This is a genomic window from Streptomyces hygroscopicus subsp. hygroscopicus (genome assembly GCF_001553455.1).
Lineage (GTDB): Bacteria > Actinomycetota > Actinomycetes > Streptomycetales > Streptomycetaceae > Streptomyces > Streptomyces hygroscopicus.
In genome coordinates, this window is sequence record NZ_BBOX01000107.1 from 22,780 (window position 1) to 37,858 (window position 15,079).

Sequence of the window (15,079 nt, forward strand, 5' to 3'; positions counted from 1 at the left end):
ACCGCCGCTCCCCGGTGGGGGGAGGCGGCGGCACCGGCCGGCGGTCCCGATGATTACTTCTTCTTCACCTGGACGTCGGTGAAGATGGGGTCGCCGTCCTGGCCGTAGGGGATCTTGCCCAGGATCTTGTTGGACTGGCCGCTGTTGACCTTGTAGAACCACAGCGGGATCGCCGGCATGTCCTTGGCGAGGACCTGCTCCGCCTGCTGGTAGAGCTTCACGGTCTCGTCCAGGGTGGCGGCCTTGTCGGCCTTGTTGGCGAGCTCGTCGAACTGCTTGTTGGCGTAGCCGCTGGTGTTGCCGGCCGCCTTGGAGCCGTAGAGGTCCCTCATGAAGTTCGAGTTGACCGGGTAGTCGAGCACCCAGCCACCCCGGTACATCGACTTGACCTGGTGCTTGTCACGCGCGTTCAGGTCGGCCTGGAAGTCGGGCTTGGAGTCGCCGACGCATTCGACGCCGGTGGCCTTGCGGATGCTGTTGCAGACCGCGTCCACCCAGGGCTTGTGGTCCTGGTCGGCGTTGTACTGGATGGAGATCTTGTTGCCCGGGACCCCGCCGCCCTCCTTGATGAGCGCCTTGGCCTTGGCCGGGTCGTAGGTGACCTGCTCCTTCAGCGCGCCGGCCTTGTAGCCGAGGACGCCGCGGGCGACATAGCTGTCGGCCGGGGTGCGGGAGCCGTGGAGCACGGTCTTGGTGATCGTGTCACGGTCGATCGCCATCGACAGACCCTGGATGACCTTGGGGTCGATGTCCTTGAACTGCTTGGTGTAGAAGGCCGGGACGATCGACTGGACCGCCGAGTACTCCTCGTCGATCGCGCGGCTGCCCAGGTCGCTCTTGTAGTTGGTGAGCGCGGTGGTCGGCACCTGCTCGATCCAGTCGAGGTTGTTCGAGCGCAGGTCCGAGTAGGCCGCGTCGGCGGTGGTGTAGTTCTTGAAGTCGATGCCGCCGTTCTTGGCCTTGTTCGGGCCCTGGTAGCCGTCGAACTTCCGGACCTTGATCAGCTTCTTGTGGTCCCAGGAGACGAACTTGTAGGGACCGTTGCCGACCGGCTTCTCACCGAAGCCCTTGGGGTCCTTGAAGAAGCCGGTGGGCAGCGGGGACCACACGTCGTAGCCCAGCTTGTAGGCGAAGTACGAGACCGGGCCGGTCAGCTCGATCTTGAACTCGTTGTCGTTGACGACCTTGAGGCCGGACATCTTGTCGGCCTTCGGCTTGCCCTTGTCCGGGTGGACGTCCGAGTAGCCCTTGATGTCCTGGAACCAGCTGGAGTTGGTCTGGTTGTTCTCGACGTTGGCCGACCAGTTCCAGGAGTCCACGTAGGACTTGGCGGTCACGGTCTCGCCGTTGTGGAACTTCCAGCCCGGCTTGAGCTTGACGGTCCAGACGGAGGAGTCCTTGTTGGGTGTGACGGACTCGGCGTTGACGTACACCAGCTTGCCGGTGCCCGGCTGGTAGTCCACCAGCCCGGCGAAGATCTGCCGGAGCACACGGCTGCCCTGGCTCTCCTTGGCGTTCGCCGGCTGCAGCGGGTTCTGCGGCTCGCCGAGCTGGGCGGTGATGATCCCGTTCGGGTCCGCCTCGCCCTTGTTCATGTCATTGCTGCCGCTGTCGCTGTCGCTGCCACCACAGGCGGTCGCGGCCAGCGCCACAACTGCTGCCAACGCGACCCACTTGGCGCTCTTGGCACCGCGCATGGGTTTGCCTCCTCAGGAGTCCACTGTCACTACGAGAGGGGGCGCCCGGAGACACGCTGACACCCCTGACAGCGAAAGGGACCGGAACCCCCCAGATGCGCTCGTAGGTCCGCGCTCCCCACAGCGTGTGACCCATTGACCCGAGCTCAATGGACCCCATGATTGAGCACGTCCGGCCCTTAAACCACACCTTATGGGTCTCGCTTTGGTCACAGCATCTACGCGCGGAGCCTCGAAATCCGGACAAAACTGCCCCAGACAGACACACGCGAAACGGACTGTTAACACATCATGCGGAGCCCGAACACCGATATCCGGACACGCGAATCCGGATAACCGCTTGACTGGCACCTTCCTGACATGGCAAACGGCCCGGACCCCCGCCGGGAAGGCGGTGGATCCGGGCCATGGACAGCTCACGGACGCACGGTGGAGCGGCTACGCTCCGTGACCGGTGTCCAGGTGCACACGGGGCGCCCGCGCGGGGCGTCCGCGCCCGGCGCGGCAGGCGTCCTCGCCCGGCGCGCGGACGTACGCGTCAGCGCTTGGCGCGGGCGGCGGTGCGGGCGCGCTCCTTCTGGTCCAGCACCACCTTGCGGATCCGCACCGTCTCCGGCGTCACCTCGACGCACTCGTCGTCGCGGCAGAACTCCAGGGACTGCTCGAGCGAGAGCAGCCGCGGCGGGACCAGCGACTCGGTCACATCCGCGGTGGAGGACCGCATGTTGGTGAGCTTCTTCTCCTTGGTGATGTTGACGTCCATGTCGTCGGAGCGGGAGTTCTCGCCGACGATCATGCCCTCGTACACCTCGGTGCCCGGCGAGACGAACAGCGTGCCGCGCTCCTGGAGGTTGGTCATCGCGAAGGCGGTCACCGCGCCCGCCCGGTCGGCGACCAGCGAGCCGTTGTTCCGCGTCTTCAGCTCGCCGAACCACGGCTCGTGGCCCTCGTGGATGGAGTGCGCGATACCGGTGCCGCGGGTCGCGGTCAGGAACTCGGTGCGGAAGCCGATCAGACCGCGGGAGGGGACGATGAACTCCATGCGGACCCAGCCGGAGCCGTGGTTGGACATGTTGTCCATCCGGCCCTTGCGGGTGCCCATGAGCTGGGTGACCGCGCCCATGTGCTCCTCGGGCACGTCGATGGTGATGCGCTCGATCGGCTCGTGGACCTTGCCGTCGATCTCGCGGGTGACCACCTGCGGCTTGCCGACGGTCAGCTCGAAGCCCTCCCGGCGCATGGTCTCCACCAGGATCGCCAGCGCCAGCTCGCCCCGCCCCTGCACCTCCCAGGCGTCCGGGCGGTCGGTGGGCAGCACGCGCAGCGAGACGTTGCCGATCAGCTCGCGGTCGAGGCGGTCCTTGACCAGCCGCGCGGTGACCTTCCGGTCCTTGACCGCCGACTTGTCCGCGCCCTTGCCGCCGGGGCCGCGGCCGACCAGCGGGGAGGTGTTGGTGCCGATGGTCATGGAGATGGCGGGCTCGTCGACGGTGATCAGCGGCAGCGCGACCGGGTTCTCCGGGTCGGCCAGGGTCTCACCGATCATGATGTCGGGGATGCCCGCGACCGCGCAGATGTCACCGGGCCCGGCCACCTCGGCGGGCTTGCGGGTGAGCGCCTCGGTCATCAGCAGCTCGGTGATCCGGACGTTGGAGACGGTGCCGTCGCGCTTGATCCACGCGACCGTCTGCCCCTTCTTCAGCTCGCCCTGCTCGACCCTGAGCAGCGCGATACGGCCGAGGAAGTTGTCCGCGTCCAGGTTGGTGACATGGGCCTGGAGCGGCGCGGTCGCGTCGTACTCGGGCGCCGGGACGGTCTGCAGGAGGGTGGAGAAGAACGGCTCGAGGCTGTCGCTGTCGGCCGGGACGGTGCCGTCCTCCGGCTTGGTCAGCGAGGCCACGCCGTCACGGGCGCAGGCGTAGACGATCGGGAACTCGATCTGCTCCTCGGTCGCGTCCAGGTCCAGGAAGAGGTCGTACGCCTCGTTGACGACCTCGTCGATCCGGGAGTCCGGACGGTCCGTCTTGTTGATGCACAGGATCACCGGCAGCTTGGCCTGGAGCGCCTTGCGCAGCACGAAGCGGGTCTGCGGCAGCGGCCCCTCGGAGGCGTCCACCAGCAGGACGACCGCGTCGACCATGGACAGACCGCGCTCGACCTCACCGCCGAAGTCGGCGTGGCCGGGGGTGTCGATGATGTTGATGGTGACGGGCTCGCCGCCGTCCGCCGGGTGGTACTTCACGGCGGTGTTCTTCGCGAGAATGGTGATGCCCTTCTCGCGCTCCAGGTCGTTCGAGTCCATGACCCGGTCGTCCACCTGCTGGTGGGCGGCGAACGCGCCCGCCTGCTTGAGCATGGCGTCGACGAGGGTCGTCTTGCCGTGGTCGACGTGGGCGACGATGGCGACGTTACGGATGTCGTGGCGCGTGGGCATAACGAGCGCGCTTCTCCCGGTTTCGTGGGTGGCGGCGCGCTCCTTGTGCGGCGCGCCTTCCGCCGGGCTGATCACGCCTCGGCCTCACCCCCATGGTACGGGGACGGCGCGGGGACGGATGCCGCAGCCCGTCCCCGCGCCCTGTCCGCGCTGGTCGTTCCGGGTGCCGGTCGGCCGGACGCCGGGCCGCCGCCGGTCCTTTCCTCTGGTCCGCCGCCGGGCCGCCACCGGTCCTTTCCGCCGGTCCGCCGCCGGGCCGCCGTCAGCCCGCCGCCGGGCCGCCGTCCCGCCCAGGTCCCGGCTAGCGGCGGAAGCCGATGTCCTGGTAGCGGGGGGTGGCGAAGCCGAAGGCGCCCGCGTTCACCAGGCCCTTGCGCACCGCGACCAGCTGGGGCCGCTGGTAGAGCGGAATCGATCCGGCCGCCGCCCAGATCCGGGCGTCCGCGCGGCTGACCAGGGAGCGGGAGGCGCCGCCGTCCAGCTCGGACAGCGCCTGGTCGAAGAACTGGTCGATCTGGTCGGTGCCCACCCGGGTGTAGTTCTGCTCCACCATCAGGGAGCCGTCCGCCGCCGGCTGGGGCTTGGCGTAGATCGGGCGGGCGTCGGTGGCCGGGTAGGCGGAGGCGGGCCAGGAGTAGAGGGCCAGGTCGTAGTCGCCGGTGACGATGTGGTCCCGGAAGTAGCTCTCGCCCGGAACCTTGGTGATCTCGGTCCCGACGCCGATCTTCTCCAGCATCCGCGCGATGCGCTCGCCGACCGTGCGCAGCTGGGCGCCGCTCCGGTCGTCCGGGAGGACGAAGCGCAGCACCAGCGGCCGTCCCTGCTTCCTGACGAGCGCGGCCTTCCCGGCCCGCCCCCGCCGTCCGGCGTCACCGGCGGCGGGGGCGGCCCCGGAGGGGCGCCCAGTGCCGGATTCGGTGGCGGTGTCCGTGGCGGAAGCGGTGGCGGTCGGGGCGCTCTGCCGTCCGCCCCGGTCGTCCGTCTTCCCGCCGAGCGCCTTCTGCCGGCCGGCCTCGCCCGCCCGCCAGCCCGCGTCGGCCAGCAGCGATTGCGCGGCGTTCGCGTCCGGATCGCCGAGGGCGCCGCTGTGATCCTGGTAACCCGGCTGGCCCGCCATCAGCAGATGGTTGCCGAGCGGCTCGGACGGCAGCCCCATCGGCTTCAGCACCAGCTTCGCGAGGGCCTTGCGGTCGATCGCGCGGGCCACCGCGCGGCGCACCCGGTCATCGGCGAGCGGGCCCTTGGTGCCGTTGAGGGCGAGCTGGGTGTAGGCGGGCTCCAGGGCCTTGCGCACGGTGAACCTGCTCAGCGCCCGGGTCCGCGACCGGTTCTTGTCCGTGACCGAGGCGCCGGAGGTGCCCGAGGCCCCGTTGGCGCCGGCGGTCTCAGCGGTGCCGGAGGCGGACGGCTCCGGCGCCCCCGCCTTGCCCGGGGCCGAGGAGCCGCGGGCGGCGCCCGCGGCCTGCTTGTCCGGGGTGGCGGCCCGGATGCGCCGGGCGGTGGCCCCGTCCACCTCGGCCAGGTCCAGCTGCCCCGCGATCAGGGCCTCGGCCCGCTTCTCGGCCGGCACCGTCCGGAAGAGCACCCGGCTCAGTCGCGCCCGGTCGCCCCACCAGCGGGGGTTGCGGACGAGGGTGACCGAGGTGTCGGTGACCTGGCGCACCATGAAGGGCCCGGCCCCGACCGCGAGCCCCTTGCGGGCCGGTGCGGCGAAGACCGCCGGGTTGGCCATCACGCTCTTCGGGTACAGCGGGGTGAACAGCGACCGCCAGTCGGTGTACCGCTTGGCGAAGGTGACCTTGACCTCGTGCTCCTTGTCGCCGGGTTCGATCTTGGCGATCCGGTCGTATCCGGCGTTGCGTGCCCTCCCGTACGCCGCGTCGGTCCCCCTCAGCGCCTTCCACTGGGCCTGGAAGTCCTCCGCGCCGATCGGGCGCCCGTCGCTCCACACCGCCTTGGGGTTGAGCTTGTAGACCACGACCTGTCTGGGCTCGGAGGAGGTGACGTCGGCACCGGTCAGATAGTCGCCGTTGCGCTGCGGCTTGCCCCGGGCGTCGAGGGTGTAGAGGGAGGGCAGCACGGCGCCCGCGATCCGCTGGGTGCCCGTGTCGGCGGACTTCTGGAAGGCGTTGAAGGTGGCGGGCGTCGCGTCCAGGGCCCAGCGCAGGGTTCCGGAACCGGTGGTCCCGGTGCGCGGCGCGGAGGCGATGTCCCAGGCGGCGGGCGGCGGCGGGCCGTCGTCCTCCGAGCTGCAACCGGTCAGTACGGGCAGCGGCAGCATCACTCCCGCAGCGAGCAGCATGGCGCGGCGGCGCTTGGCGATGGGCATGGCTCGTACCTCCGCAGGGTGACGGATATATGCGCATTTGGCATAGTGTGACGCTGATCGCATATACTCCTCACTCAAAGCGACGGTTCATGGGGCAGCACGCCGAAACGGTCACGGAGACGGCCATGAGGGGAAAGGATCACCCGACCGGATCAATACGACGGGCGCGCACTCCGGTGCGCGGCGGCGGAATCGCGCCGGTGGCTCCGCCAATCCCGACAGATCCCTTCACAACCACGACCGTGCCGCGCAACACTCGCTGTCGCATGAGCGTCGCCAACCGCAACCGCGGAAGTGAGGGCAAGTCATGTCCTTGAACGACGACTTGACGGCCGTCCAACGCTGTCTCGATGACCTGGTCCGCTCCGTGTCCCGGCTGGAGCAGCGGGTCGGCGCCGGCGGGCTGGAGATACGCCGGGTCCGCACCGACGCGGACCACCTGCGCGAAAGCCTCGCCCTGCTGCGCGAGACGGCTCCCGAGGAGCGATCACGCCCCGAGATGGTTCCGGTTCCCGACGTGCCGTACAACAGTGCGCTGTGGTCGGACGTCGACGACGAGGGCCTCGGCGCACGCGATCGCCACGCGCCCTAGGGACGGCCCGGCGCGCCCCCGTCCTCGGGGCGCGCCCCCGTCGTCCCCCCACACCACTCCACCGCGGAGTTCCCCTTGGCCACAGGCACCGATCCCCAAGCCGCCACGCCCGCCCGCCGCAAGATGGCCCCGCACGGGGTGCACAGCACCGCACGCGCCGCCATTCCCGCCCGCCACCTGCGCACCGACCGCTGGTGGCTGGCCCCCGCGGTCACCGCCGCCGGGCTGTTCGCGTTCGTCGTCTACTCCACCTGGCGGGCCTTCGCGGGGGACGACTACTACGCCGAGCCGTACGTCTCCCCCTTCTACTCGCCCTGTATCGCGCAGAACTGCGTGCCGATGAAGGGCGGTGCCAACTGGGAGATCTTCGGCGCGTGGTGGGGCCTGTCCCCCGCGCTGCTGATCCTGATCTTCCCGCTGGGCTTCCGGCTCACCTGCTACTACTACCGCAAGGCGTATTACCGGGGCTTCTGGGCCTCACCGCCCGCGTGCGCCGTCGCCGAGCCGCGCGCCAGGTACACCGGCGAGACCCGCTTCCCGCTGATCCTGCAGAACGTCCACCGCTACTTCTTCTACTTCGCGGTGATCGTCGCGGGGATCCTCACCTATGACACCGTGCTCGGCTTCCGGGACGAGCACGGCCGCTGGGGCCATATGGGTCTGGGCACGCTGGTGCTGCTCGTCAACATCGCGCTGATCTGGGCGTACACCCTCTCCTGCCACTCCTGCCGCCATATCGTCGGCGGCCGGCTGAAGAACTTCTCCCGGCATCCGGTGCGCTACCGGCTCTGGGGCTGGGTCAGCGAACTCAACATGCGCCATATGCAGCTCGCCTGGGCCTCTCTGATCAGCGTCGCCGTCGCGGACTTCTACGTCTATCTGCTGGCGAGCGGTGCCTTCGACGATCCCCGCTTTTTCTAGGAGAGGTGCTCATCGATGACGCAAGTCGAGCGGCAGGCGTGGGACGTGGTCGTGATCGGCGCGGGCGGCGCCGGGCTGCGGGCCGCGATCGAGGCCCGCGAACAGGGCATGCGCTGCGCCGTCATCTGCAAATCGCTGTTCGGCAAGGCCCATACGGTGATGGCCGAGGGCGGCATCGCCGCCTGCATGGGCAACGTCAACGAACGCGACAACTGGCAGGTGCACTTCCGCGACACCATGCGCGGGGGCAAGTTCCTCAACCACTGGCGGATGGCCGAGCTGCACGCCCAGGAGGCTCCGGACCGGGTCTGGGAGCTGGAGACCTGGGGCGCGCTCTTCGACCGCACCCCGGAGGGGAAGATCTCCCAGCGGAACTTCGGCGGCCATGAGTACCCCCGCCTCGCCCATGTCGGGGACCGCACCGGGCTGGAGCTGATCCGCACCCTCCAGCAGAAGGTCGTCTCCCTCCAGCAGGAGGACAAGGCCGCGACCGGCGACTACGAGTCCCGGCTGAAGGTCTTCCAGGAGTGCACGGTCACCCGGATCATCAAGGACGGCGACCGGGTCGCCGGTGTCTTCGGCTACGAGCGCGAGTCCGGCCGCTTCTTCGCCCTCCAGGCCCCGGCCGTGGTGCTGGCCACCGGCGGCATCGGCAAGTCCTTCAAGGTGACCACCAACTCCTGGGAGTACACCGGCGACGGCCACGCGCTGGCGCTGCTCGCCGGCGCCCCGCTGATCAACATGGAGTTCGTGCAGTTCCATCCGACCGGTATGGTCTGGCCGCCCTCGGTCAAGGGGCTCCTGGTCACCGAGTCGGTGCGCGGCGACGGCGGGGTGCTGCGCAACAGCGAGGGCAAGCGGTTCATGTTCGACTACATCCCGGACGTGTTCCGGGACAAGTACGCCCAGTCCGAGGACGAGGCCGACCGCTGGTACGAGGATCCGGACCACAACCGCCGCCCGCCCGAGCTGCTCCCCCGCGACGAGGTGGCCCGCGCCATCAACACCGAGGTGAAGGCGGGCCGCGGCTCCCCGCACGGCGGGGTCTTCCTCGACGTCTCCACCCGGATGTCCCCCGAGACCGTCAAGCGGCGGCTGCCCTCGATGTACCACCAGTTCATGGAGCTGGCGGACGTCGACATCACCGCCGAGCCCATGGAGGTGGGCCCGACCTGCCACTACGTGATGGGCGGGGTGGACGTGGACCCGGAGACCGCGGCCGCGACCGGGGTGCCCGGACTGTTCGCCGCGGGCGAGGTCGCGGGCGGAATGCACGGCTCCAACCGGCTCGGCGGCAACTCCCTCTCCGATCTGCTGGTCTTCGGGCGCCGCGCCGGGCTCCACGCGGCCCGCTACGCGCGGCGGGTCGCGGCCTCCGGCGCCCGCCCGGTGCCGGACGAGGCGCAGCTGGACCTGGCGGCGGCCGAGGCGCTGCGGCCGTTCAGCGCCGAGGCCGGCGAACCGCCGGAGACGGCGGGGCCGGCCGGGCCGCCGGAGAACCCGTACACCCTCCACCAGGAGCTTCAGCAGTCGATGAACGACCTGGTGGGGATCATCAGAAGGGCCGGGGAGATGGAGGAGGCGCTGCACCGGCTGGCCGATCTGCGGGTCCGGGCGCGCCGCGCCGGGGTCGAGGGGCACCGGCAGTTCAACCCCGGCTGGCACCTGGCGATCGATCTGCGCAACATGCTGCTGGTCAGCGAGTGCGTGGCACGGGCCGCGCTGGAGCGGACCGAGAGCCGCGGCGGGCACACCCGCGACGACTGGCCGGAGATGGACCGCGAATGGCGGCGGGTCCTTCTGCTGTGCCGGCTCTCCGACCCCTCGGGCGGCCTGGCGGCACCCGACACCGGGCACGGCCAGATCCGGCTCGAGCGGCGGGAGATGCCGCCCATCCGGCCCGATCTGCTCAACCTGTTCGAGAAGGACGAGCTGGTGAAGTACCTGACGGACGAGGAGCTGACCCAGTGAACGCGTATGAGGCCCACTTCCGGGTGTGGCGGGGCGACCGGGACGGCGGCGGTCTGCGCGACTTCCGCGTCGAGGTCAACGAGGGCGAGGTCGTCCTCGACATCGTCCACCGGCTGCAGGCGACCCAGGCTCCCGATCTGGCGGTCCGCTGGAACTGCAAGGCGGGCAAGTGCGGTTCGTGCAGCGCCGAGGTCAACGGCCGGCCCCGGCTGCTGTGCATGACCCGGATGTCGGTGTACGACCGGGACGAGACGATCACCATCACCCCGCTGCGGGCCTTCCCGGTGGTGCGGGACCTGGTGACGGATGTGTCCTTCAACTACGCCAAGGCCCGTGAGGTGCCGTCCTTCGTGCCGCCGGAGGGGCTGGGGCCGGGCGAGTACCGGATGTGGCAGGAGGACGTGGGGCGGTCGCAGGAGTTCCGCAAGTGCATCGAATGCTTCCTGTGCCAGGACACCTGCCATGTGGTGCGCGACTTCGAGGAGAACAAGGAGGCGTTCGCCGGGCCGCGATTCCTGATGCGGGTCGCGGAGCTGGACATGCATCCGCTGGACGGGGCGGCCGAGGCCGGGCTGGACCGCAAGCGCGCCGCCCAGGAGGAGCACGGTCTGGGCTACTGCAACATCACCAAGTGCTGTACGGAGGTCTGCCCCGAACAGATCAAGATCACCGACAATGCGCTGATCCCGCTCAAGGAGCGGGCGGTGGACCGTAAGTACGACCCGCTGGTCTGGCTCGGCAACAAGATCCGCCGCCGGGGGCAGTAGCTCCGCTGGGGCGCTTAGGGGTGTCCGACGGGGTGTGACGCCTGCGGCGGGCTGCTCCCCTCCCCGTCCCTTCCCGACACCTGACGATATGCGGCTCCGCCGCGTGCGGGGCTCCGCCCCAGACCCCGGGGTCCAGGGGCAGAGCCCTGCCACGCGGCGGAGCCGCATATCGATGCTGCGGGAAAGGGCGAAGCCCGGGTCCGGAGCCTGGGGCGAAGCCCCGCTCCGGGGTCTGGGGCGAAGCCCCGCTCCGAACTCGGAGGCACAGCCCGTTCCGAGAGTCGGGGGCGGAACCCCGGTCCGGGGGCCGGGGCGGAGCCCCGGTTTCGGGGAGGGGAAAGAGCCGACGGAGCAGTAGCTGTCGCGGGCCCGCAGCCGTGCCGTAAACGGACCGCAGCCCGTCACCACAGGCTGAGCAGCGCCTCCACCGAGTCCGCCCCCGAGGACTGGCCGTCCGGGAGGGCCAGCTCGAACCAGACGGTCTTGCCGAGCGGGGTCCGCCGGCTCCCCCAGCCCGCGCTGAGCAGCCCGACCAGCTGGAGCCCGCGCCCGCCCTCGTCGGTGTCCCGGGCGCGCCGCCGCCGGGGCTGGACCAGACCGCCGTCCCAGACCTCGCACACCAGCGTGCGGTCCAGCAGCAGCCGGAGCCGGATCTCGCCCTCGCCGTACCGCAGGGCGTTCGTCACCAGCTCGCTGACCAGGAGTTCGGTGGTGTCCACCAGCTCGTCCAGACCCCAGGACTCCAACTGCTCACGGGCCAGTTCGCGGGCCCGGCCCACGGACTGCGGGGCGCTGGGCAGGTGCCAGTCGCCGACCGACTCCGCCGCCAGCCCGTGCACCCGGGCCATCAGCAGGGCGATGTCGTCCTCGCCGTGGTGGGTGTCGAGGGTGCTCAGGACGTGGTCGCAGACGTCCTCGAGGGATCCGGCCGCAGCCTTCCCACCGCCGCGACCACCACCGCCGTCGGCGCCGTCGGAGGGGGTGAGGGCCGCGCGCAGGGCGTGGAGCCCCTCGTCGAGGGTGTGGTCGCGGGACTCGACCAGACCGTCGGTGTAGAGGGCCAGCAGCGCGCCGTCCGGCAGCTCGACCTCGATCTCCTCGAACGGCTCGCCGCCGACGCCGAGCGGCATTCCGGGCGGGACCTCCATCAGCAGGGCGCCCTCCCCCGGTTCCACCAGGACGGGGGGCGGATGCCCGGCGTTGGCGAACGTACAGCGGCGGGTGACCGGGTCGTAGACCGCGTAGACGCAGGTGGCCAGGTAGACCTCGGTCAGGTCGGAGGAGTCGTCGGCGGCCCGGCCGCCGCGTGCCAGGGCGCGCGAGCCCGGCCGCGCGCCGGCGTGCGAGCCGCCCGGGGTGCCGAGGCCGCGGGCGATCTCGTCGAGCGCGGAGAGCACCTCGGCGGGCTCCAGATCGAGCAGGGCGAGGGTGCGGACGGCGGTGCGCAGTTCGCCCATGGCGACGGCGGCGCGCAGCCCCCGCCCCATGACGTCGCCGACCACCAGCGCGGTGCGGTGGCCGGGCAGCTCGATCACGTCGAACCAGTCGCCGCCCACCTCGGTCGCCGCGTTCCCGGGCAGATAGCGGCAGGCGATGTCGAGCCCGGCGGCCTCCGGGTCGCCGGGCGGGAGCAGGCTGCGCTGGAGGATCAGCGCGCGTTCGTGTTCTCTGCGGTACAGCCGGGCGTTGTCGATGCTGACGGCCGCGCGGGCGGCCAGCTCGACGGCGAGCGCGCGGTCCCGTTCGCCGAAGGGCTCGCTGCCCTTGGCCCGGGAGAACTGGGCCAGGCCCACGACCGTGTCACGGGCGACCATCGGCACGACCAGGGTGGACTGCAGCAGGGCGCCGAGCTCCAGGCCCTCGCTGCCGTCCCGTCCGGGCACCACCCGGACCTGGGCGGTGCGCAGGGCGTGGGCGCACAGGGAGTTGAAGGGGTAGCGGTGCACCTCGCCGACCTGGATGGGCTTGGGGTCGTCGGCGGTGTCGGCGCGGCAGACGTCGCCGAAGGGGACCGGGCCGTCGGAGACCGCGCTGGCGAAGGCGACGCGGCGCAGCTCGGCGCTGCCGTCGGCGAGGCCGGGCGGGGTCTCGTCGCCGGAGAGCAGACCCTGGTAGAGGTCGACGGAGGCCAGGTCGCAGAACTGCGGCACGGCCACGTCCAGCAGTTCCCGGGCGGTGGTCTCCAGATCGAGCGAGGTGCCTATTCGGGCCCCGGCCTCGTTCAGCAGCGCCAGATTGCGCCGTACGCCCGCGGCCTCCTGTTCGGCGCGGCGGCGGCCGGTGACGTCGGTGGCGAGTCCGGCCACCCCGATCGGGCGGCCGGAGCCGCTGTGCAGCCGGTAGAGCGACACCGACCAGCGGCGGCGGTCGGAGCTGCCCGGGGGCTGCCCCACGATGGGCATGTCGGTCAGCGTCTGCCCGCTGTCCAGGACCTGGCGCAGCGCGGCGGCCAGCCGGTCGGCCTCGCCGCGGGGCAGCAGGTCGTGCGGGGTGATACCGCGGTACTCCTCGGTGGGGCGGCCGAAAACCTTCGCAAAACGCTCGTTGACGCGGAGTATCCGCAGATCGGTGCCGAAGAGGAAAAAGCCAAGTGGAGATTGACCGAAAACGGCCTGTGAAGAAGCCAGATCGGTTTCCAGCCCGCGCAACGCGCTGACGTCGACCGCGATACAGAGCGCGGCCCGCTCCCCGTGCTCGTCCTGAGCGGGCATCACATAGACCTCGGCGATGCCATGGCCACTGGACGCCTGGGGGTTGCGGTAGGGGACCAGCCCGGTCCACTCCCGGCCGTCCAGGATGTTGGCGACCGCGCGATGGCCGGACTCCTGGAACTCGGGCGGTACGAACGCCTCCACCGGATCCTTGCCGATGGCCTGCCGGGCCGTCAGCCCGAGCAGCTCCGAGGCCCGCTCGCTCCACTGCGCGATCCGGCCGTCGGGACCCAGGGCGAAGGAGGCGACCCGGATGAAGTCGTAGATCGAGCCGGGCGGGCTGCTCTGCCAGACCGCCGATATCGAGGACATGGGCGGCATATCCGGCACGGACGACCTCTGCGGCACTGGCGACACCCGCGAACCAACCGTCTCCTCGGGCATCTCAGCCCCCGCTGGCTTCTCGCTCATGCGCCCGTCCCCTCCGGCTCAGGTGCTCCGACCGGCTACAGATAGCCGAGTATCCAGCACTTCGGCCATCCGGAGTACGGTCTTCACGATCACAGCACTATCTCAGCCCGCCATCGGTTTCCGTCCCGGCTTGTGGTGAAGCGCTCATGATCAGCGCCCCACCTCACTCCTAACCGGACGGAGGCGGCCCGAATCCCATGGATTCCCCAGTGCACGGCCTCGGACGGCTCCGCACGGGGCGGCCCCGACGGCCGTCAGGGGGTGCGCCGACGGGCACCTCCGACATCCCTGGCGGCACCTCCGGCATCCCTGGCGGCGCCTTCGGCGGCGTCCTCGGCCCGTCCGGCGGCCTGCTCGTCCCCGGCAGCCCCGGCACCTCCAGCACCTCCGACGGCCCCGGCACCTCCAGCGTCCCCGACGGTCCCGGCGCCCCCGGCGGCCTGCGTGGTCGCGCCCGCGCGCAGCCGGCGGGCCGCCTCCGCCACCGCCGGACGGTCCTCGTCCAGCCAGTCCACCTCGTCCACCCGGTCCGGGGGCAGCCAGCGCAGTTCGTCGTGGTCCTCCAGCGGGCGCGGGTCACCGGAGCGCAGGGCCGCGGTCCACACCCGCAGCACATAGCCCGGCTTCAGGGCCCACTCCCCCGGCAGCGGTTCGAGCGGCTCGACCTCGATCCCGAGTTCCTCACGCAGTTCACGGACGAGTGTCTGCTGCGGTGTCTCCCCGGGCTCGGCCTTGCCGCCGGGCAGCTCCCAGCGGCCCGCGAGGTCGGGCGGGGCGCTGCGCCGCGCGGCCAGCAGCCGCCCCTGGTCGAACACCGCTCCGCCCACCACCACACGCACGCTCATGCGCCGCACCCTAGCCCCTGCCGAGGGACGCCAGGGCCCCGGGGCGGTGTGCCCCGGGGCTCTGATGACCTGCGTATTCCTGTGGGCTAGCCGGACTGACGGGACGCGGCGGTCCGCTCGACCACGTACAGCTGCTCCTGGCCCTGGCCCTCGAGCCGGTCGGCCACCTCCTGGGCCTCCGTCCTCGTGGCATAGCGCCCGACGCGGTAGCGGTTGCCGTTGCTGTCCTGGCGGATCACGAGCCAGGGCAGCACAGCGTTCCCGTCACTCATCTCCCCGCCCCTCCGCTGTGCCGCACCCGGGCGTACGCCCCCGCGACACCGTTAAGGAAATCCCGTTCCGCATATGCCCGAGCCTACGCCCTACCTTCACGCAGCGGATACGGGTTCTTACCACGAGGC

The 15,079-nt window shown here is 70.9% G+C and carries 9 protein-coding genes and 1 pseudogene; 4 read left to right on the top strand and 6 right to left on the bottom strand.

Features of this window, described 5'->3' with window-relative positions:
- Nucleotides 1–53: 53 nt before the first annotated feature.
- The 3 genes from AXW62_RS11820 to AXW62_RS11830 all read right to left on the bottom strand — a co-directional run bounded on the left by AXW62_RS11820 (nucleotide 54) and on the right by AXW62_RS11830 (nucleotide 6,460).
- Nucleotides 54–1,697, bottom strand: coding sequence for a peptide ABC transporter substrate-binding protein (locus AXW62_RS11820; RefSeq protein WP_060944465.1), 1,644 nt, complete (start codon nucleotides 1,695–1,697; stop codon nucleotides 54–56).
- Between the two features lie 538 nt (nucleotides 1,698–2,235).
- Nucleotides 2,236–4,131, bottom strand: a complete 1,896-nt coding sequence (gene typA / locus AXW62_RS11825; protein ID WP_060944466.1) for a translational GTPase TypA — start codon at nucleotides 4,129–4,131, stop codon at nucleotides 2,236–2,238.
- Nucleotides 4,132–4,432: 301 nt separating this feature from the next.
- Nucleotides 4,433–6,460, bottom strand: coding sequence for an ABC transporter family substrate-binding protein (locus AXW62_RS11830; protein WP_060944467.1), 2,028 nt, complete (start codon nucleotides 6,458–6,460; stop codon nucleotides 4,433–4,435).
- A 307-nt stretch (nucleotides 6,461–6,767) separates the two neighbouring features.
- Here AXW62_RS11830 and AXW62_RS11835 point away from each other — a divergent pair, with 307 nt between their 5' ends.
- The 4 genes from AXW62_RS11835 (at nucleotide 6,768) to AXW62_RS11850 (ending at nucleotide 10,711) form a co-directional block, all read left to right on the top strand.
- Complete coding sequence (locus tag AXW62_RS11835; protein WP_060944468.1) at nucleotides 6,768–7,052, top strand: Rv0250c family protein; 285 nt, start codon at nucleotides 6,768–6,770, stop codon at nucleotides 7,050–7,052.
- Between the two features lie 75 nt (nucleotides 7,053–7,127).
- Entirely contained in the window at nucleotides 7,128–7,973 is an 846-nt protein-coding gene (gene sdhC, locus AXW62_RS11840; protein ID WP_060944469.1) for a succinate dehydrogenase subunit SdhC, read from the top strand.
- A gap of 15 nt (nucleotides 7,974–7,988) precedes the next feature.
- Entirely contained in the window at nucleotides 7,989–9,944 is a 1,956-nt protein-coding gene (locus tag AXW62_RS11845) for a fumarate reductase/succinate dehydrogenase flavoprotein subunit (RefSeq protein WP_060944470.1), read from the top strand.
- Complete coding sequence (locus AXW62_RS11850) at nucleotides 9,941–10,711, top strand: succinate dehydrogenase/fumarate reductase iron-sulfur subunit (protein WP_060944471.1); 771 nt, start codon at nucleotides 9,941–9,943, stop codon at nucleotides 10,709–10,711. The genes AXW62_RS11845 and AXW62_RS11850 overlap by 4 nt, the downstream gene beginning before the upstream one ends.
- A gap of 401 nt (nucleotides 10,712–11,112) precedes the next feature.
- Here AXW62_RS11850 and AXW62_RS11855 read toward each other — a convergent pair whose 3' ends face one another.
- The 3 genes and pseudogenes from AXW62_RS11855 to AXW62_RS11865 form a co-directional block, all read right to left on the bottom strand.
- A complete protein-coding gene (locus AXW62_RS11855; RefSeq protein WP_079105500.1) occupies nucleotides 11,113–13,833 on the bottom strand; it encodes a SpoIIE family protein phosphatase in 2,721 nt (906 codons plus the stop codon).
- 455 nt (nucleotides 13,834–14,288) lie between these two features.
- Nucleotides 14,289–14,678: pseudogene (locus tag AXW62_RS11860) on the bottom strand ((deoxy)nucleoside triphosphate pyrophosphohydrolase); the annotation flags it as partial.
- Nucleotides 14,679–14,764: 86 nt separating this feature from the next.
- The gene (locus AXW62_RS11865; RefSeq protein WP_030822649.1) at nucleotides 14,765–14,950 is read right to left on the bottom strand and encodes an SPOR domain-containing protein; all 186 of its coding nucleotides are present in this window, start codon (nucleotides 14,948–14,950) and stop codon (nucleotides 14,765–14,767) included.
- Between the last annotated feature and the right edge of the window lie 129 nt (nucleotides 14,951–15,079).

Excerpts from the sequence above, each read along its gene's own strand:
- AXW62_RS11855 (WP_079105500.1), bottom strand. The coding sequence starts at position 13,833 with ATGAGCGAGAAGCCAGCGGGGGCTGAGATGCCCGAGGAGACGGTTGGT.
- AXW62_RS11820 (WP_060944465.1), bottom strand. The coding sequence starts at position 1,697 with ATGCGCGGTGCCAAGAGCGCCAAGTGGGTCGCGTTGGCAGCAGTTGTG.
- AXW62_RS11835 (WP_060944468.1), top strand. The coding sequence starts at position 6,768 with ATGTCCTTGAACGACGACTTGACGGCCGTCCAACGCTGTCTCGATGAC.
- typA (WP_060944466.1), bottom strand. The coding sequence starts at position 4,131 with ATGCCCACGCGCCACGACATCCGTAACGTCGCCATCGTCGCCCACGTC.
- AXW62_RS11830 (WP_060944467.1), bottom strand. The coding sequence starts at position 6,460 with ATGCCCATCGCCAAGCGCCGCCGCGCCATGCTGCTCGCTGCGGGAGTG.
- AXW62_RS11845 (WP_060944470.1), top strand. The coding sequence starts at position 7,989 with ATGACGCAAGTCGAGCGGCAGGCGTGGGACGTGGTCGTGATCGGCGCG.
- AXW62_RS11865 (WP_030822649.1), bottom strand. The coding sequence starts at position 14,950 with ATGAGTGACGGGAACGCTGTGCTGCCCTGGCTCGTGATCCGCCAGGAC.